The sequence below is a fragment of the Natronospirillum operosum genome (assembly GCF_004768465.1).
GTDB classification, from domain to species: Bacteria; Pseudomonadota; Gammaproteobacteria; order Pseudomonadales; family Natronospirillaceae; genus Natronospirillum; species Natronospirillum operosum.
This window is the reverse complement of record NZ_SRMF01000009.1, coordinates 48,890-69,102: the sequence shown is the minus strand read 5'-3', so window position 1 is coordinate 69,102 and position 20,213 is coordinate 48,890. Positions and strand designations below refer to the sequence as shown.

General features: G+C 60.1%; 14 protein-coding genes. 2 read left to right on the top strand and 12 right to left on the bottom strand.

Translation table 11 applies throughout. The annotated features are described in order from the left end of the window. Window positions 1-481 precede the first annotated feature (481 nt). A complete protein-coding gene (locus tag E4656_RS16520; protein WP_135484415.1) occupies window positions 482-1,261 on the bottom strand; it encodes an AraC family transcriptional regulator in 780 nt (259 codons plus the stop codon). 69 nt (window positions 1,262-1,330) lie between these two features. Between E4656_RS16520 and E4656_RS16515 the strand changes: the two genes are divergently transcribed. Then, complete coding sequence (locus E4656_RS16515) at window positions 1,331-1,657, top strand: GIY-YIG nuclease family protein (RefSeq protein WP_135484414.1); 327 nt, start codon at window positions 1,331-1,333, stop codon at window positions 1,655-1,657. Here E4656_RS16515 and E4656_RS16510 read toward each other — a convergent pair. The 10 genes from E4656_RS16510 to E4656_RS16465 form a co-directional block, all read right to left on the bottom strand. Further along, a complete protein-coding gene (locus tag E4656_RS16510) occupies window positions 1,654-3,414 on the bottom strand; it encodes a M14 family metallopeptidase (protein ID WP_240754009.1) in 1,761 nt (586 codons plus the stop codon). The genes E4656_RS16515 and E4656_RS16510 overlap by 4 nt on opposite strands. Beyond that, entirely contained in the window at window positions 3,411-4,268 is an 858-nt protein-coding gene (locus tag E4656_RS16505) for an ABC transporter permease (RefSeq protein ID WP_135484413.1), read from the bottom strand. Before E4656_RS16505 ends, E4656_RS16510 begins: the two co-directional genes overlap by 4 nt. A 3-nt stretch (window positions 4,269-4,271) precedes the next feature. Beyond that, a complete protein-coding gene (locus E4656_RS16500; protein ID WP_135484412.1) occupies window positions 4,272-5,195 on the bottom strand; it encodes an ABC transporter permease in 924 nt (307 codons plus the stop codon). A 73-nt stretch (window positions 5,196-5,268) separates the two neighbouring features. Further along, a complete protein-coding gene (locus tag E4656_RS16495) occupies window positions 5,269-6,792 on the bottom strand; it encodes an ABC transporter substrate-binding protein (protein WP_135484411.1) in 1,524 nt (507 codons plus the stop codon). A 42-nt stretch (window positions 6,793-6,834) separates the two neighbouring features. Next, a complete protein-coding gene (locus E4656_RS16490) occupies window positions 6,835-8,661 on the bottom strand; it encodes an ABC transporter ATP-binding protein (RefSeq protein WP_135484482.1) in 1,827 nt (608 codons plus the stop codon). Window positions 8,662-9,078: 417 nt separating this feature from the next. Further along, entirely contained in the window at window positions 9,079-10,647 is a 1,569-nt protein-coding gene (locus E4656_RS16485; RefSeq protein WP_167856102.1) for a methyl-accepting chemotaxis protein, read from the bottom strand. A gap of 156 nt (window positions 10,648-10,803) precedes the next feature. Continuing rightward, on the bottom strand, window positions 10,804-11,493 hold the full coding sequence (locus tag E4656_RS16480) for a 3'-5' exonuclease (RefSeq protein ID WP_167856101.1): 690 nt from the start codon (window positions 11,491-11,493) through the stop codon (window positions 10,804-10,806). A gap of 93 nt (window positions 11,494-11,586) precedes the next feature. Then, entirely contained in the window at window positions 11,587-13,434 is a 1,848-nt protein-coding gene (locus tag E4656_RS16475; protein ID WP_167856100.1) for a DUF294 nucleotidyltransferase-like domain-containing protein, read from the bottom strand. A gap of 161 nt (window positions 13,435-13,595) precedes the next feature. Beyond that, on the bottom strand, window positions 13,596-15,362 hold the full coding sequence (locus E4656_RS16470) for a sodium:solute symporter family protein (RefSeq protein ID WP_135484407.1): 1,767 nt from the start codon (window positions 15,360-15,362) through the stop codon (window positions 13,596-13,598). Window positions 15,363-15,380: 18 nt separating this feature from the next. After that, a complete protein-coding gene (locus E4656_RS16465) occupies window positions 15,381-15,662 on the bottom strand; it encodes a DUF4212 domain-containing protein (protein ID WP_135484406.1) in 282 nt (93 codons plus the stop codon). 170 nt (window positions 15,663-15,832) lie between these two features. On the opposite strand from E4656_RS16465, the gene E4656_RS16460 reads away from it, so the two are divergent. Then, window positions 15,833-19,306 (top strand): PAS domain-containing hybrid sensor histidine kinase/response regulator, encoded by a 3,474-nt coding sequence (locus tag E4656_RS16460; RefSeq protein ID WP_135484405.1) that lies wholly within the window; start codon window positions 15,833-15,835, stop codon window positions 19,304-19,306. A gap of 35 nt (window positions 19,307-19,341) precedes the next feature. Here the strand turns inward: E4656_RS16460 and E4656_RS16455 are convergent, their stop codons facing one another. Then, window positions 19,342-20,103 (bottom strand): polyamine aminopropyltransferase, encoded by a 762-nt coding sequence (locus E4656_RS16455; protein ID WP_135484404.1) that lies wholly within the window; start codon window positions 20,101-20,103, stop codon window positions 19,342-19,344. Between the last annotated feature and the right edge of the window lie 110 nt (window positions 20,104-20,213).

The window sequence follows — 20,213 nt, the reverse complement described above, 5'->3', positions numbered from 1 at the left end:
CCGGTGCCAATCGGACCGTCGCCGAGCTCGGGTACAGGCCCTGTTAGACACGCAAAAAACGTCATCCATGACAGCTCGGTTGCGGCCATCCCTGGCCGCAAACGGTCTCACAGGGCCTGTACCCGGCAGGCGACTCCAACAGTGCCTCCCAGCTCTCTGTAGCGAGGCACGCAAGTGCCGATTGGGCCGACAGGCCCACGGAAAAGGCGGCTACGCCGCCATCGCGACTCGCGTCGCTCGCTACAACGGAGGCTTTTCTGTAGGCAGTGGCCCTTGGCCACGCATGTGTGAGCAAGCCCCGAAACGTCGGGCCGCACGGCCAGGGACGGGCCTGATACGACGTTTTTTGCGTGTCTGCGGTCAGGGTACCCCGCAGAGGCGGCATCTGGTGGGTAATACGAGGAGCATATACCCGAGCTTGGCGACGGCAATAGAGCCACATGGAACTTCCTTGTCAGGCACTCTCTAGGCGCTTTGCGAATCAGTGCAAACGCGCCTGCTGGCGAATGTCGGCGGGGGTGCGGCCCATCTGGGCTTTCATGGCCTTGGTCAGGGCACTCTGGTTGGCAAAGCCGACCTGCAGGGCAATATCCGCAATCGGCTGACGGCTGTGCCGCAGCAGCCAGGCGGCGGTTTCCAGCCTGACCTTCAGCACGTACTGATAGGGCGAGCGCCCGGTCTTCTCCCGGAACACCTCCTGAAACTGGCTGACACTGAGACAGCACAGTTGCGCCAGATCGGCTACCCGAACGGACTCGGACAAATGCTGGTGCAGCCAGGCATCAATGCGGTTCAGCTGCAGCCGTTCGCGCTGCGGCGCATTCAGCAGGCGGCCATCATACAGCCGATGATAGAGCGCATGCAGCAAGGAGCCGGTCAGATGGGAGCCCAACCAGGGGTCGCTCGGCGCCCGCGCCATTTCCGCACCGACCACGCGCAGCAGGCGCACAAAATCCAGATCGAGTTCCACATAGCGCGGCTGTTCGAACAGGGGCTCGATCAGCTCCGGATGCACCAGAGCGGCAGCCTCCGCAGTCTGATCAATATTGACGATGAGCATCTGGTTGTCACCGATGCCCTGAAAGGCATGGTTGTATTCCGAAGGCACCAAGCAACCGACCCAGGGCGTGACCTCATGGCCGCCCGGGCCTTCCAGCTCGAACTCGGCCCGGCCGCGCAGCCCAAAGACCATCTGATGATGGGCATGGTGATGAGTCTGGCCACTGGTAGGCAGCTGTTGAATCTGGGTGTCCGTCGACATGGCTTCGCCGCGCTGTGGTTTCTGTTACCCTGTACCGAGCATAGTCAACTGACAGTCTTCTGACAATCCATGCCGACACAACCCAAGCCGAATACCCTTGCCGAGTACCCTGACAACCAGTCAGATTCGATACCCGAAGGACAGCAATGGTGGGTCTATCTGGTACGCTGCAACGACGGCACGCTTTACACCGGCATCACAACAGATCTGGCGCGACGTCTCCGGCAACACAATGGGGAACTCGCCGGTGGGGCCCGTTACACACGTTCGCGACGCCCTGTGCATCTGGCCTGGTGTTGTACCTGCAATACTCGTTCGGAGGCCAGCCGGGAAGAGTACCGGGTACGCCGCCTGTCGCCGGAGCGCAAGCTGGTCCTGTTGAAACAGGGGACCTAGTGTCCAACGGGCAAGGCCAGAGTCTGAAACACCTCGTAGGCACTCAGCACAGTGTGCATTTGCGCTGTGTGTGCCTGCACAAATGCATCACCGGTCAGCGTTTCATCGGGATACTCGGTGATCAGCATCAGGGGAGCCAACTGCTGGTTATCTTCGGAGGCCACGAAAGGAAAGCCGTGCCGGATCGGAAACGTCAGCTCACCAGCGTGAATTTCAAACAACTCAATCAGGCGGCGATTGAAATCTGCCAGGCCCGGCACCTGCGACAGGCGCTGCGTAACCTGATCCAGCAATGCCATGGCCGCATCCCGCCAGCCACTGTGGTAACGAACAACAAGGAAGAAGCCCTTGGGGATTGTCCACATCTCGAAACCACGCGGGATATAGCCCGTCGACGGTCGCGTCCACTCATGAGCCGGATAGCCGTGCAGATTCAGGTGCAGTTTGGCGCCACTGCGTTGAAATGCCTGCTCCCTGATAGCGTGTTCAAACGGCCCACCCCGAGGCTGACTCTCCAGATCATTACCAAATGCAGTATAGCGGGCCGCATGATGCATGTGATGGGGTTGTGTCTCCGTCAATCGCCCCTGAACGGCATAACCGTCGGGGTTTTCCAACGGCGAGATAACAAAGTGTGACTCTTCCTGTTGCGCCAGCGACTGAGCGGCACGCAACGCACCCACAAGACCCGAGGTTTCATTGGCATGCTGAGCCGCACTGATCATCACTGGCCGATCTGTCCCTGCCTTGTATCTTGCCTCGACAACGCGCCCGGCTCGTGACCGGCTGTGCAAGGATTCACCACCCAGTTCCGCAACCAGTTCGCTTATCTGCTGAGCGGCCAGAGTATGCGGCGCCGTAGCCAATTGCTCCACTCTGGGGCGCTTTGGGTTCCGGCTATTCAGTGGCAGCAGCCTGATGTGCAATCGGGCTTCTGAACCATCCGTAATGCGTATATCCGGGACGATCTGCCCCGGCTTCAGAGATCGATCACCCAGGGGCAAACCAGCCAGTTTCTGAAAGAACTCCAGCGCCGAGAAATACAGATCTTCATGCATGGCTTCGGCGAGACTGATGGTTTCATGACCGTAGTCGACCGGCGTATCGGTCGCGGGCAATTCAAGGGAAAAATTCAGCTCCTCGAAGTAGGGCGGCTCGCCTTTCCAGTCGGTCGCCTGCAGTGTGGCTATGGCCGCGTCATAAATCTGTTCGTACTCGGTGTTCAGAGCTTTGTCGGTGACCCGGCCCTGGGCAGACACCAGCCGCAGCCAACCACAGGGCGAACGCTGTGGCTGCCCAATGACATCCTTGTGCGTCTTGTTCGGAGCCTCGACCGTGTAGTGATCGACGGCGCCTGTGGACCGGGTTGCGGCCACCCGGTACACCAGCGTCTTCTCATCATCCGGACTGAACGCTTCCCAGGACACGGGCACATCACCCAGCAGTGCGCCAGCCGGATAAGCCTCCAGCAGGAATCGTCTGGGGGCATCAGGCAACTCCGGGTACTTGATTGTCACGCCAGCCAAATCAACCGTAGGCAACTCTTCCATTACAAAGTTCACCAAAGGCTTGTACGCGCTGCGAATCCGGGCCGATACACCCCATGCAGACAACGCCTTTTCTGCACGGCGACGTGCGTGCCGATCATCGAGAACCCAGGCATACAGGCTATACCCCTGGTATTCATTGCGACCATAATCACGAACCAGTTCCAGCGTGGTCCGCATGAAGGTCTGCGCAAACAGACTGGTGCTCACAATGATGTCCTCCCTGTCGGGTCCAGAATATCGCGCAGCCAATCGCCCAACAGATTGAGCCCCAATACCGTCAGCAGAATGGCCAGACCAGGAAAGACACTGAGCCACCAGGCCGTCTGCAGGTAGGTACGACCTTCGGCCAGCATGCCACCCCAGCTCGGGATGGTCGGGTCCACACCCAGGCCGAGGAAGGTCAGACTGCTTTCCAGCAGAATATTGTTGGCCACATTCAAGGTCATCAACACAATGACCGGACCGATCAGGTTCGGCAGCAGGTGTTGAAACAGTATGCGAATATCATGAACGCCGATGGCCCGGGCGGACAAAATGAACTCCTGATCACGCAACGACAGCACGGAACCACGCACCAGGCGCGCATACTGCACCCACTGGGACACAATGAGCAGAATGATCATGTTGGTGAGGCCGCCACCAATAACCGCGATAAAGGTGATGGCCAGCAGGATAAAGGGCAGGGCCAGCTGTACATCCGCAAAACGCATCACGAACACGTCGACGAAGCCGCCGTAATAGCCGGAAATCAGGCCCATCACAATGCCCAGAATCACGGCTCCCAGGGCAGAATACACTCCCACCTTGAGGGAGATTTCGCCACCCAGAATGGCGCGGCCCAGGATGTCCCTCCCCAGGGCATCCGTGCCCAACCAGATACCCGGCTCGGTCATGGGCGGCACCAGACGTTGCGTCAGGTTTACCTGGGTACCGCTGTCAGGAAACAGCCAATGGGTGATGACGACTGCCAGGGTAATCCCACCGACCAGCAATACACCCAGTATGAACTCCAGGTTCTTGAACCGTTTGAGGGTATCGCTCCTGGTTTGCACAGTTGTCATGAATTACTCCTTGCGCACTCTGGGGTCGACCAGACCGTAGGCAATGTCGACCAGCAGGTTGATGACAATGATCATCATGGCCAGAACAGTAATAACCCCCTGAAGTACGGGATAATCACGCGCGGCCACGGCATCAAAGGCCAGTGATCCGAGCCCCGGCCAGTTGAAAACGCGCTCAACCACGACAATTCCACCCAACAGGCCTCCGAACTGAAGCCCGAAGTAGGTAATCAGCGGAATAGCGCAGTTGCGCAGCGCATGCTTGTACAGCACCACGGTGTTGGACAGGCCCTTGGCACGGGCCACCATGATGTATTGAGAGCGCAGGGTGTCGAGCATGGTCGTCCTGACCAGACGCACATTGGTTGCCGTCAGAATGATACCCATGGTCGCGGCAGGCATAATGAAACTGGCGATACCGCTCATGCCGCTGGGAGGCAGCCAGCCCAATACAATGGAGAACAGCAACACCAGCATGATGGCCAGCCAGAAGTTGGGGAACGACAGCCCGACAAGCGACACTATGCGAATCAGCTGATCCACCCAGGTGCCGCGTGAGGTCGCGGCCTTGATGCCCAGAGGGATGGACACCACGATGGACACTGCCAGGGAGGCAAAGGCCAGCCACAGAGTGGCCGGCAATGCTCTGGAGATCAGATCCATCACGGGTGCACCGCCGACAAAGCTCCGCCCCATATCGCCGACCACGAGGCCCTGAATGAACTGCACATACTGGGCGGCAAACGACTGGTTCAGACCCAGCGCCTCACGAATCATTTCCAGATCCGCTTCTGTCACACTGCCAGACCCCTGTGACAGCATCACAGCCGGATCACCCGTCAACCGGATAGTAAACGAAACGATCAGTGTAACCACGATGATCACGAAGACCGCCTGAAGGAGTCGATAGAACAGAAACTTTCCCACGGCAACACCCTATATCTTGGCTCGGGACACATGGCCCCTGTCAGCCCGACGAGCTGACAGGGGCATCTGCACGTCAGTCTTCCAGGTAGACGTCGGTCAGGCGCAAGCGGTTATCCGGTGCGGCCTCGAAGTTCTGTACTTCGTTGCGCACGCCATACAGCGCATTGATGCTGTAAAGCGGCATTTCGAGCGCTCTGTCCTGGGTGTAGCGGGCAATGGACTGCAGCAGGTCTTCACGACGCGCCGGGTCAGTAATGCTGCGCTGCTCATTCAGCATGGCATCCAGCTCTTCGTCACTGTCGTAAGGGTTCCAGCGCTCCCCGGTGTGGTACATCAGGTAGGCTGTATTGTCGAAATCAAAGGTCCAGCCACCCCACTTCTGCTGGAACATTTCACCGGTTCGACCTTCTGGAATGATGTCGTTCAACAGTACATTGGTCTCATACCCCCGAATCGAGACATTCAGACCCAGCATCTGAAGATAGGACGACACCACCTGCGCCACTTCACCAAAGGTGGCGTCACCGCCCCGCACATCAATCTGCAAGGAGGCACCGGGTTCAACACCAGCCTCGGCCAGCAGTTGCCGTGCACCTTCCATATCGTGGGGGATGGGCTCCATCTCCGGATCGTAGCCAAAGGAAAACTCGCCCTGAAAGCTTGAAATCACCTGTCCCTGACCCGCCAGAATGGAGTCCACAATGGCTTCACGATCCACCGCCATGATCAAGGCTCTGCGCACCCGCTCATCCGCTGTAATACCGGATTCGGTATTGAAACGCAGTGCCTCTACCGTGGGTGAAGGCACACTGGCGACATGTGTATTGCGGTTGTTTTCAATGGTATCGATCATGCCGATGGGGACCGTCGGCGGAATCACGATATGCACACCGCCTGACTGCAGTTCGGCGATGGCAGTTGAAGGCTCGGAAATGAACCGATACGTCAGTTGGTCCAGGCGCGGCGCGCCACCCCAGTGATCGGCGTAGGCTTCCAGTTCCACGCGCTCACGGCGAGCATAGTTCACAATCTGAAACGGCCCGGTACCCACCGGATGGATGGCAAAGTGGTCACTGCCATGCTCCTGAATGTATTGCGGCGGCACAATCATGGCACCGTAACCGGCAAGCTTGGTCAGCAAGACAGGGTCAGGCTGATGCAGATGCATGTCGACGGTGTAATCATCGATAATCTCAATGGAATCAATGGCTGTGTAATTGGAACGCTGCGGGCCCTGTGCGCCTTCTTCGCCCAGCAAGCGATCAAAGGTGAACTTGACAGATTCCGCATTGAAGGGCTCGCCGTTGTGGAAGGTCACATCTTCGCGCAGCGTAAAACGTATGCGCGTACCGTCTTCGTTCTCTTCCCAGGCGGTAGCCAGGCCAGGTACCAGCGCCATGTCCGGACCACGATAGGTCAGGCCGTCAAAGACATTGGTGGCCACAGATGCCCAATTCACCAGGAAGGTGTCAATGGGGTCCCAACTGCCCGGGTCCTGCGGCGACGCAATGGTCAGAGAACCCGCCTGAGCTGAAATGGCGGCGGCCAGCGCGACACTGGCCAACAGGCTTTTCAACAACACTTTTCCGTTTTTCATTTGATGACTCCTTTTTCACCTGATCACAATGCCAGGCGTTTTTTACTGCATCTCAATGGAGGCGAAATGATCTTTCGCCACTTCTTGCAAGATCAGTCGTTCAGGCTCATCGCCTATGGCTCGAACGGGGCTGGGAATGTCGCCCTCGATAAGCGGCCGGTCGGTACGGCGCGCCGGGTCAGCCACGGGCACTGCAGACAGCAACCGCCGGGTGTAACTGTGGGCAGGTGATTCAAACACGGCACGGCGCGGCCCCATTTCGACAATCTGCCCCAGATGCATGACAGCGACCCGGTGACTCATCTTCTCCACCACAGCCATGTCATGACTGATGAAGAGATAAGCCAGTCCCTCTTCCTGCTGGAGGTCCATCATCAAGTTGATGATTTGTGCCTGAATGGATACATCCAGCGCGGACAAGGCTTCATCGGCAATAATCAGCTTGGGACGCGACGCCAGAGCGCGCGCGATACTGATGCGCTGGCGCTGGCCGCCGGAAAATTCATGGGGATAGCGATCGGCTTTATCCGGGCTCAGCCCGACACGCTCCAGCAGCTCTTCCACACGCTTTTGCACGGCCTTTTTCCCGGTCAAAAGGCTGTGCGTATATATGGGTTCGGCGATGGAGAAGCCGACGGTCTTGCGCGGGTCCAGCGACGCAAAGGGGTCCTGAAATACATACTGTACCTGCTGTCGCAGGCGCATCTTCTCGGCACGGGTCATATCTGCCACCGCCTTGCCCGAGAATCTGATATCGCCACTGGTGCTCTCCTGCAGCAGTTGCAGCGTGCGCCCTATGGTGGATTTACCCGATCCAGACTCGCCCACCAGAGCCAGAGTTTCGCCGGGGTAGATACTGAAGCTGACATTTTCCACCGCATGCACGCGATGACTCACGCCGCCAAAGAAGCCCTTGTTGACGTTGAACCGGGTGACCAGGTCAGTCACTTCCACAATGGGTTGCTCGCCTGTTCTGGCGGTATCCTGAACACGGCTGGTGCCCACCGAGCGAGTCTCATCCCCTGCCATCACAACCAGCGGGTCAATGCGGGGCAAATCGGTCCCCGACATGCTGCCAAGCTTGGGCACGGCGGCCAACAGTGCTTTGGTGTAGGGGTGCTGGGGGCGTGCAAACAACTCGCTGACCGGCGCTTCTTCGACTTTTACGCCCTCGCGCATGACCACGACCTGATCCGCCACTTCTGCCACAACACCCATGTCGTGGGTGATGAAAATCACCGCCATACCCATTTCGCGCTGCAAATCACGCATGATGGTGAGAATCTGGGATTGAATGGTGACATCCAGTGCCGTGGTCGGTTCGTCGGCTACCAGGACCTTGGGCTTGCAGGCCAGCGCCATGGCGATCATGACCCGCTGACGCATACCCCCCGAAAGCTGATGCGGATAACGTTTCAGGAGGGATTCCGCATCCGACAGGCGCACCAGTTTCAGCAAGCGGACGGCTTCTTCGCGCGCCGACGCTCTGGTGTGATTTTCATGCAACCGCAGCACCTCAACAATCTGATTGCCGATGCTGTAAACCGGGTTAAGCGAGGTCATGGGTTCCTGAAAAATCATGGCAATATCCTTGCCGCGAATTCTGCGCATGGCCTTTTCCGACTGAGCCACCAGATCAACCGCGCCGCTGTCGCCCTGAAAGACGATTCGCCCACCGGTAATCTCAGCATTCATGGTATGAACCAGACGCATGATCGACAGGGAGGTAATGGATTTACCGGAGCCACTCTCGCCGACAATCGCCACGGTCTGACCTGCCCTGACATCGAAAGACAGATCCCGTACCACTGAATTGGAGCCAAAATTCACGCTCAGAGATTGAATTGAGAGCAGTGGTGCCTGTGCCACGTAGACGTTCCTCTTGACGGGCTGTTCTGTACTGTCCGGAGCCAGTTCCAGGCCGAGTCGCTGAAAATTCCACACAGTACTCCTGACTTGAGGTCAGATGTTCGACAGCAAGGGAAATTGATGAGGCGCTTCCGGCCACGGCCGACTCATGATGAGCAGAGACTAAACAGTACGATAACACTTTGTCAATTTTTTGTTGGTGTTTTACTGTTGTTTCATTCTTGTTTTACCAAAATCGATGAGCAGGCAGCGCAGAGCTACTTCGGTACGCAGGACATCCAAAGCCTTGCGGCAACAGGCACTGTTGGTATTGGCGATCAAAGAACCGAAGGGGGCGCACAGGTATTGCTGCCGAGGGCAAGAGAATTGGCGCGGCACCTGCCGCGCATGGAAACCGGCGCTGGCGCCGGTCAATGATCAGCGGCTGAAACGATCAATCAGGGAAGCCTGCTCGCGCGCCATGCGACGGATATGATCAACCTGTGAGGCGCCCTGATCCATGTCTTCCTGGGTACTCTCGGCACCCTCGGCGATGCGCTGGGTGGACTGGGCAATCTCGCTGGCTGCTGTCTCCTGTTCGCTGGCCGCACTGGAGATATTCTCGGTACCCTGCTCTATTTCGGCAATGGCCTGCAGAATCTCCTCCATCCTTCCACTGACATCGGTAATGGCCTGCACCCCGCCTTCCGCCTCGGCATGACTCTTCTCGATGGCGGTAACGGCAGACTGGGTGGCCTGCGCCAGATGATTCAGCAGGTCGGCTATGGACACCGTGCTTTCCTGTGTGCGCTGGGCCAGACTGCGCACCTCGTCGGCTACAACGGCAAAGCCCCGACCCTGTTCACCGGCCCGGGCGGCCTCAATGGCAGCATTCAATGCCAGCAGGTTGGTCTGTTCGGCGATGGCACCAATGCTGTCCACAGCGGCCTTGATATCGCCCGAATCCGTAGCCAGCTTGCTCACCACCTCGTTGGCTCGGCCCACCTCGGCATTCAGTGCATTGACCTTTTGCACCGCCTCCTGCAGCACCAGATTGCTGTCGCGCACCTGTTCGCTGACGCCCTGCGTCTGCCCCGCTGTATTGCGGGTATTCTCGGCCACCTCACGGATGGTCGCCGACATCTCGTGCACCGCCGACGCCACAGTATCCGTATCGGAGCGCTGGGCATGTACCCGCGAAGCCACCTGCCGGATGCGGTCGCTGGTCTGCTCACTGGCTGCGCTCAGATCGGTCGCCAGATTGCCCATACGACCCAGCAGGGTCGTAATATGGTGCTGCTGGGCGATGATGGCCAGGCGCAATGCCCCCATCACCCCGATATCCCCGGTATAGACATACTGGGCCACCGGGTCGCGAATAACATCATGGGCAAATTGCAGCCGCTTGCGCAGCAACGCCGGGGTGATCAGGCCGGCCGCAACCCCCGCCGCCAGTGCCGCCACACCCTGACGCCACAGACTGAGGCTGCCATAACCGGTTATGTTGACAATCAACAGCAGCAACACGGCCACCAGAGCACCAGCACCGACGAAGGGCAAGGCGGCTCGAATATGCTCACGCAGGGTAAATACCCTGCGCCCCTTGTTCAGACGCTCGTACAGGGTTACCGCGCGGGCCTTCATCGCCGGGTCGGCCGGGGTACGTACCGACTCATAGCCCACAATGGTGTTGCCTTCCCACACCGGCATCACATAGGCATCGACCCAATAGTGGTCGCCATTCTTGCAGCGATTCTTGACCAGGCCCATCCAGGGGCGGCCGTTCTGGATACGATCCCACAGCATGCGGAATGCCTCCTGGGGCATATCCGGATGCCGCAGCAGGTTGTGCCCTTCGCCAATGAGCTCTTCTTCCGTGTACCCGCTGACACGGACAAAGGTGTCATTGCAGTGGGTAATCTTGCTCTTCGGGTCGGTGGCAGAAATCAGCTGCTCACCTGGCTGTATCGACACTTCCCGCTGGGTGACTGGGCCTGTCTTGCGCATTTCTGGGGGTACTCCTCTCATCCGCCTGTGTCACCCCTGCCCATGTCTTGCAGTGGATTGTGGCAGGGACAATGGTGCAGAGGCGCTTACGGTGTTAACGGCGGCAGGGATTATAACTTAAGAGGTAGCTTATGCAGGATTGCTTTACGGTCAGCCTCAGGCTGGCCGCCCCTGACGTACCAGTTGTGAGGCAGTCAGGCTGCCGCTGCCGGCCAGTTTCCAGGCCTGCGCCAGAAACAGTTCCGCGCAGGCCACGGCATCCTCCAGCGCATGGTGGGCGGTGCGCGTCGGCAGGTCATGGCGCTGCCGGCAGGCCGCCAGCGTGTAGGCATCAAAGGGGGTCGCACCCATCTGATCATGCTGATAGCGCTGAGCATTGCGCCGCCGCTCCAGTTGCAGGGTATCCACCACGGCCAGAGGGTCAGCGGCAACACCCGTATAGGGCCCGGCCGCTTTCAGCAGGCGCCAGTCCAGACCGGCATGATGCGCCACCAGCACAGCATCCGTCATGGCTGCCGCCAGCTCAGCCATCACCGAGCGCAAGTCTGCACCTTCGGCGATATCGCCTGTGGTCAGATGATGATGCACCACGCTCTGATTCAGGGGCACATCGGTACGAATGACATGATAGCGTGCCTCGCCCATGCCGATGACACCGCCCTGCATGGGCACCCAGGCGATGGACAGTATGCCTTCCGGACCACAATCAAGCCCGTTGGTTTCCAGGTCAACTGCCAGCCAGCGCACCGTCCGCCAGTCCTGCTGCAACGCGCTGCGCTGCTGACGCCAGCTCTGATAACGGTCGGCCAGTTTCTGCGGCAGGCCGGGCATGGTCAGTGTAGTCATGACCTGACTCCACGCTTGGATTCCAGGATTCACTACCACTGTACGGACACCCTGCGGATGAGCCATTAGACCTTGGTCTTACAGGTGCTCCAGCTAGAGCCCATGCCGGTAGTGCAGCCCGGCGGCCTCCTGGCCTTCCTTCAATACCCGAAAGGCGGCCTTGAGCTGCTGTCGTTCCAGCGAACTCAGATGTTCCGGCAGGATGGCATTGGGCGCATCAGGCAGTGCATGGTCACCCAGTTGCCAGTGCAGACGCAGGTCGGTCAGGAAACGCCAGGTATCGGCCAGATTGTGCAGATCTTCCGGCGCGTGCCGACCGGAACTCTTCAACGCCTGCAGGCGCGCCAGCGTGCCCGGTTCGGTCAGACCGGCCTGCAGCGCGTGCAGCCGCACCAGATCATTCGCCACGGCAATGCCCAGGGTCTTGATATCGATGCTGGCCTGCCCCTGGCGTGATTCGGTGCGCAAACGGTCAAACAGACCCAACGGCACCGGAATACGGACCACGATACCGGCGACCTGGGCCAGGAACTGGCTCTGTTGCCCCAGTTCAGCCACGGTGCGGCGGTGGCGCCGATACAGGTTGCTGTTCCCGGCCACACAGCGACTGTCGAAGAAGATCATGCTGTGCATCACGCCCTTGGGTGTGGGTTCGATGATCCAGCTGCGAAAGCGCTGTTCCCATTGGCGGCGAGTCAGCCGCCAGTCAGGGTTCTTCGCCATGATATTGCCCGGGCAATAGGGAATGCCGCAGGCCGCCAGGCCATCACAGACATAGTCGGCCAGGCCGGCAAACCAGCGCTCGGCACTGGCACTCAGGTCATCGGCCAGCAGCAGGCCATTGTCCTGATCCGAGTACAGGGTCTGGTCGGCGCGCCCCTGTGAGCCGAAGGCCAGCCAGGCATAGGCTGCCGGCGGCGCGCCGTTCTGTTCGCCGTAGAGGCTGATCAGCCGGCGGGTCAGGGTATCGGTCAGCGCCGTGACCAGCCGACCGGCCGTCGCTGCATCGCGTGCATTGAGCGCAAAACTGCGCACCTGGTCCGGCAGTTCCCGGGCCACGGTCCGCAGAGTGGCCAGATCAGGCGCCTTGTGCAGGCTCTTGCTGAAAATCTGCGGTGCGTTGCGCTGTTGGCGCAGCAGATCCGTGGTCGTGATGACCGCCAGCGGCCAGCCCTGCTGGTCCAGCACCGGCAGGTGATGGATGTTGTACTGGCTCATCAGCGCCAGCGCTTCGAACAGCGGCTGATCCACACTGATGGTTATCGGTCCGGGCGTCATGATATCTGCCACCGGAGACAGCGGGTCCAGCCCCACGGCCAGCACCCGGTTGCGCAGGTCACGGTCGGTAATGAGCCCGCACAGTGAGCCGTTGTCCAGCACCGGCAGACAGGAAACGCCTGCTTCCGCCATGCGCGCCGCCGCCTGCTGTACACTCAGATCCCGCTCAACGGCGACCAGTGGCCGGCCAGTCAGACTGCCCACCGGCTGCTGACTCCAGTCCACATCATCGGCACTGGCGGCCTGGCGCACCGACAGGCCGGTATGCAACTCGGCCAATTGCTCGGCGAGCCCGGGCTGACGCTGCAGCAGACCTTTCAGGGTGTCCGTCGGCAGGCGGTAGAGGATGCCGTCACGGCGCACCTGCAGGGGCTGATAGTCCGGTGCTTCCGGCACCAGCGGCAGACCCACGACAGGCCCCAGAAAATCTCCACTCTCCAGCCGTTGCACTGGCTCTCCGTCCGGCCCCAGAACATCGATCACGCCCGAATAGACAACAAAAAACGCCTCCGGCATCTGAGCCAGCAGCTCGGATGCATTGGAGGCGTTGAGATAGAGGCTGTCCAGCCGGCTGAGCGCACGTTCGCGCTCAGCCGCTGGCAGCCGGTCAAACGGTGGCAGGCTGCCGAGGAAGCCTGCCGGTCCGTCAGGGTTGATGGACAAGTGTCTGTCCCCCTTTGTTGGCATCGTGGCACAAATCGCCGAGCGGGATGAGGCGCAAAGCGCACGGAGCACAGGATCCGCAGTCTATAGGGTCATAGGTGAGGATTCCGAGCACCGCGCAACGCAGCGAATCGCCCGCGCAGGCATTTGTGTCGTGATGCCTAGGCTGCACGGGGTACGCGCACCTCCTCCACCATAGCCTTGATGTGCTCCGGTGTACCAGCCGTCACGCGGCTGACCAGATAGGCCACCAGGAAGTTGATGCCCGCACCCACCGCACCGAAGGAACCGGTGTTGATACCGAACAGCCAGTAGTCCGCCGAGTCAGGCAGCATGTTGGTACCCGGGATGAAGAACCAGCCCTTGAAGACGAAGATATACAGCAAGGTGCTGATCAGACCGGCCAGCATGCCGGCGATGGCGCCCTGCTTGTTCATCGACTTCATGAAGATGCCCATCATCAATACCGGGAACAGGCTGGCTGCGGCCAGACCAAAGGCCAGTGCCACCACCTCGGCGGCAAAACCGGGCGGATTCAGACCCAGATAACCGGCCAGCAGAATGGCACCCGCCATGCTGATACGCGCCGCGCGCATCTCCCCTCGTTCACTGATATTGGGCATCCAGACCCCTTTCAACAGATCGTGCGATATCGCCGACGATATGGCCAGCAACAGGCCGGCTGCCGTCGACAATGCCGCTGCGATACCACCTGCCGCCACCAGCGCGATCACCCAGTTGGGCAGACCGGCGATACCGGGGTTGGCCAGGACCATGATGTCGCGGTCCAGCGTGGTGACCTCGTTGCCTTCCCAGCCCCATTCTTCCTCGGCCATGGCGGCAAACTCTTCATTCTGGTCATTATAGTACTGGATGCGGCCGTCGTTGTTCTTGTCTTCGAAGACCAGCAGACCGGTCTGCTGCCAGCGCTCGGTCCACTCGGGCAGTTCATCCACCTGAATGTTGCCGGTTTCGGCGCCGACTTCACCCGGCTGTACCGTATTGACAAAGTTCCACATGGCCATCGCACCCACGGCCGGTGCTGTGGTGTAGAGAATGGCGATGAAGACCAGTGACCAGCCCGCAGACTTCCGCGCGTCCCGGATCTTGGGCACGGTGAAGAAGCGCACGATAACGTGCGGCAGACCGGCGGTACCGATCATCAGCGACAGCGTAAGCAGGAACATGTTCAACTGGCTCATCCCGGACAGGCTGGTATAGGCCGCAAAGCCGAGGTCAACCAGAGTATTGTCCAGCGCTTCCAGCAGGAAGGTATCGGTGCCGACCGCTGTCGACCCCAGAGCCAGCTGCGGAATCGGGTTGCCGGTCAGTTGCAGGGCGATAAAGACCGCCGGTACGGTATAGGCGAAGATCATCACGCAGTACTGGGCAATCTGGGTGTAGGTAATCCCCTTCATGCCACCGAATACCGCATAGATGAAGACCACCACCATGCCCGAAACCAGACCGATGGTGATCGGCACGTTGAGCAGGTTGGAAAAGGCAATACCGACACCGCGCATCTGGCCGATTACATAGGTGATGGAGATGACGAGCAGGGAAATAACCGCGATCACGCGGGCGGTCTTCGAGTAGAAGCGATCCCCGATAAACTCCGGCACCGTGAACTTGCCGAACTTGCGCAGGTAAGGCGCCAGCAGCAGGGCCATCAGTACATAGCCCCCGGTCCAGCCCATCAGATAGGCCGCGCCGCTGTAGCCCAGGAAGGCGATCAGACCGGCCATGGAAATGAAGCTGGCCGCTGACATCCAGTCAGCCGCAGTAGCCATACCATTGGCCACCGGGTTGATGCCCTTGCCGGCCACGTAGAACTCACTGGTACTCGCGGTGCGGGCCCAGATTGCAATCCCGATGTAGAGGGCAAAGGTCAGGCCCACTACAAGGAAGCTCATTGCTTGCAGACTCATTGTCTTGTCCCCTTATTGTTATTCTTCGTCGACTTCGAATTCTTTATCCAGCTTGTTCATGCGCCAGGCATAGAAGAAGATCAGGACAAGAAAGGTGTAGATGGAACCCTGCTGGGCAAACCAGAAACCCAGTGGATAGCCACCAAGACTCAGAGCATTGAGGGGTTCCGCGAGCAGAATGCCGAGGCCCAGTGACACGAAGGCCCAGACCACCAGACATCCGAAAATGATACGCAGATTCTTGCTCCAGTATTCCTGGCGCTGTGACTGCAGCGCTGTATCGCGTTGCGGTTCAGACATGATTTTCCCTCCCCGGGCTATTCATTGTTGTTGTTACCTTTTGGTGCACTGGCCAATTTACGCTTTGTAAGGAAATTAAAAATTCGACCATAGTCTTAGGCGCTGGCAGACACCCGAGGCGGCAGGTAAGCTAGGTCGGACAAGGCACCACAGGCAAACAAGAACAACACATGACCATCCTGCTGATCCTCGCCGCCCTGGCCTACATTGCGCTGCTCTTCGCCGTTGCCAGCTGGGGGGATCGTTCCGGCTCCACCGGCCAGCGCTGGAGTCACCATTCCTGGGTCTACGGACTGTCGATTGCCATCTACTGTACGTCCTGGACCTACTACGGCGCCGTGGGCAACGCCGCGACTACCGGCTGGACCTTCCTGCCCATCCTGCTCGGGCCCATACTGCTGTTCCTGTTCGGTCAGCGCCTGCTGGTCAAGCTGGTCACGGTCAGCAAGGAACAGAACATCAACTCCATTGCCGACTTTATTGCCTCGCGCTACGGCAAGCGGCAGGGCCTGGCGCTGACGGTGACCACGCTGGCCGCCGCCGCCATCATTCCCTATGTGGCCCTGCAACTGAAAGCCGTCGCCGTGAGTTTCAGTGCCGCCTCCGGCAACCCCATGCTCGGCAGTGAGTACTCACTGATGGAACTGTTGGTGGCCTTTCTGATGGCCATCTTCGCCATGCTGTTCGGCACCCGGCGGGTGGATGTCACCCAGTACCGCAGCGGCATGATGCTGGCCGTGGCCTTCGAGTCCACGGTCAAGCTGTTTGCCCTGTTGCTGGCGGCAGCCTTTGCCTGGGTCATGCTGGGGCAGTCCGATCCGCAATCAATGATCGAGCAGATTCGACAGTTCGACCTCAACCCAGGCTGGGCGTGGTCCACCTGGTCCTCGTCCATCTTCCTGATCCAGCTGTTCATGGCGGCCGGCGCCATACTCTGTCTGCCGCGCCAGTTCCACGTCATGGTGGTGGAAAACGGCACCGTTGATCATCTGAAAACTGCCCGCTGGCTGTTTCCGCTCTATCTGGGGCTGACCAGTCTCGCCATCATGGTGCTGGCCGTGGGCAGTGAGATGCTGCTGCCCGACTTCCAGGATCGCAGCATGACCGCACTGCAACTGCCGTTGCAGCAGGGGCAGTACTGGCTGATGCTGCTGGTCTACATCGGGGGGATTTCCGCGGCCACGGCCATGGTCATAGTGGCCACGGTCACCCTTAGCACCATGATCAGCAATGATGTGGTCATGCCCATGCTGCTGCAGGGGCGCACCAACCCGCTGCCCCGGGCACATCGTTTTCACCGTCGCCTGCTGCGCATCCGGCGCGGCGCCATTCTCTGCATCCTGCTGCTGGCCTGGCTGTGCTATCACTTTCTGACCGCGCAGATGGATCTGGTCAGCATCGGGTTGCTGGCCTTCTCGCTGGTGCTGCAGTTGCTGCCGCCCATGCTCGGTGGGCTCTACTGGATGCGCGGCCACGCACGCGGGGTCTACTGGGGCCTGAGTCTGGGTACCGCCACCTGGGCCCTGGTCGTGCTGTGGCCGCTGATACTGGAACCCGGCGTACAGGCGGATCAGATCATCACCCAGGGCACGGTGATCAGTGTGGCGGTCAACATCATCGCCTATATCATCGGCTCCCTGCAGGCCACCCATGCGCTTACCGACCGCATTCAGGCCACGGCCTTCGTGCAGCCCACCGCACAGTTGCCGCAACAGTCCGACACCGACCACCACCGACTGCGCAATGAAGACCTGCAACTGCTGCTGGTCACCTTTCTGGGGCGAGAGCGCGCCCAGCAGTTGATCGAGTCGTTCGAACAGAGTGAGCATATCAAGCTGCGCCGCACCGAACGCGCCGGACCTGCCTTTATCGACTTTGTGGAAAAGTCCATTGCCGGGGTTCTGGGTGCGGCCACTGCGCGCTCGCTGATCCGTGCCGCGCTGTCCGATGAGCAGCTCAATCTGGAGCAGGTGGTCAACTTCTTCGATGACACCACCCAGGCCCTGCAGACCCAGCAGTCGATTCTGTTCAGTTCGCTGGAAAATCTGGATCAGGGCATCAGCGTGGTCGATGCCGACCTGCGTCTGGCGGCCTGGAACCGCCGTTATCTGGAAATGTTTCCCTATCCCGAAGGGCTGGTACAGCCGGGGCGGCACATCAGCGAACTGATTCGCTACAACGCCGAGCGCGGCGAGTGCGGTGTCGGCGAGGTGGAGGATCTGGTCAACCGTCGCCTCCACTACATGGAAGCCGGTTCCCCGCACCGTTTCATCCGCCGACGCTCCGATGGCCGCGTGATCGAGATGGTCGGCAACCCACTGCCCAACGGCGGCTTCGTGACCAGTTTCACCGATGTCACCGAACACATTGAAACCCAGCAGGCGCTGAAAGACGCCAACATCGACCTGCAGCAGCGTATTCGTACCCGCACCGACGAGGTCAAGGAGATCAACCGGGAACTGAGCGAAGAGATCGAACGCCGCCGCCAGACCGAGATCGAGTTGCAGCAGGCCAAGGCTGAAGCCGAGGCCGCCAACGCCAGCAAGACACGCTTTCTGGCCCTGGCCAGCCACGACATCCTGCAGCCGCTGAATGCGGCCCGGCTGTACCTTTCAGCCCTGGATACAGAGCAGCTCGACGACAAGAACCGGCAACTGACCGAGAAGCTGGACAGCGCTCTGGACTCCACCGAGAACCTGATGTCGACCCTGCTGTCCATCGCCAAGATGGAACAGGGGGCCATGATGCCGCAGCGCAAATCAGTGCGGCTGAACGATATCCTCGAACCCCTGGTGGCCGAATACAGCCTGCTTTCGGAACGACAGGGGCTCGGCTTCAGGGCCCACCTGCTGGACGATGCAGTGGTAGACACCGACGCCACCTACCTGCGGCGCATCGTGCAGAATTTCGTCTCCAATGCGGTGAAATACACCGAAAAAGGCGGCGTACTGCTCGGAGTCCGGCGGCGTCCGCATGATAACGCCGTATTGATCAGTGTCTGGGATACCGGGCCGGGTATCTCGCCGGCCCAGCAGGAGCGTGTATTCGATGCCTTTATCCGACTGCATCAGAGTGGTGTCAGCGGTGTCGGCCTGGGTCTGGCGGTAGCGCAGCGCATGAGCGAACAACTGGACACCCCCATCACCCTGTCCTCGAACGAAGGCCGCGGCAGTTGCTTTACCGTCCGCGTGCCACTGGGCAATGCGGCCGAGACCGAGCGCCGCGCGGTGCCTTCCAATACCCATGATGCCCTGGACAGCCTGACCATTGTCTGTGTCGATGACGAAGCAGAAAACCTGTCCGCACTGTCCGCCCTGCTCGGCAAGTGGGCCTGTCAGGTGGAATGCTTCCTGTCGGCCGACGACGCCCTGAACTGGGCCAGGGACCACGAGGCTCCCAACCTGCTGCTGCTCGACTACCAGCTCGGCGCCGACATGGACGGCCTGCAACTGGGCCAGGCCCTGCGCGAACACTGGCAGCACAACATTCCCGCTGCTCTGGTCACCGCTATGCGCGACCCGGAGCTGAAAGCAACAGCCCGGGCACAGAAGGTGGAAGTCCTGAGCAAACCGGTGAAGCCCGGCAGCTTGCGGGCGCTGCTGCGCCACGCTGCCATGCAGACCCCCCGTGAGCCCTCTACCTGATGGGCCGGGTCGGCGGGACTGCAGCATGACGCTTGTCACACGGCGGTGGCGTTGATGTCTCCTTCATTTTTCAGTGTTCCCTGAGCAATATAGATCCGGTTACTGGCTTCGCCGCCGGTGAAGGGGTTGGCGAAGCGAATCTCGTGGTCCTGCACTTCCCTGAACACGGCGCGCAGTGCCTGCAGAAAGCGCTCATCGGCGGCGGCGTCGGACCACAGGCCGAACACGCCCTCGGGCTTGAGCTGGTGGGCCATGGCACGCAGCCCGTCACGCCCGTAAAAACGGGCATTGGCCGGGTCCAGCAGGGCTTCGGGTGTGTGGTCGATATCCAGCAGTATGGCGTCGTAGCGTCGGTCGGGGAAATCGGCATCAAAGGCCTGGTCGGGCTCGGTTGCCAGCGCAAAGAAGTCGCCGCACACCAGGGTGCAGCGTGGATCACCGGTCAGTTCCGGCCCCAGTGGCACCAGCCCCTGTCGATGCCAGTCGATAACCGGCTGCAGATACTCCACCACCCGCAGGCTGACCACACGCTCGCAGTCCAGCGCCGCCCGGGCGGTATAGCCCAGACCCAGGCCACCGACGACCACCTGCAGTTGATCACCGGCGACAGCCTTCAGACCCAGCTCGGCCAGCGCCACCTCGGCCTCGACAAACAGACTGGACATCAGGAATTCATCGCCCAGTTTCACTTCATAGATATCCCTTTCCCCGGTGACCGGGTAACGGCGGCGGCGCAGGCTGATGTCGCCAATGGCGGAAGGCTGGTGATCAAGTTGCTGGAACACAGGCGTAGACATGAGAGTTGAGTCACAATCCGGGCAAAAGAATGGTCCCGGCAGTATGGTCTGCAGGGCAGACAATGTCACCCGGTGCTAGACTGGCTGTACGACAACTACAAGATCATGAC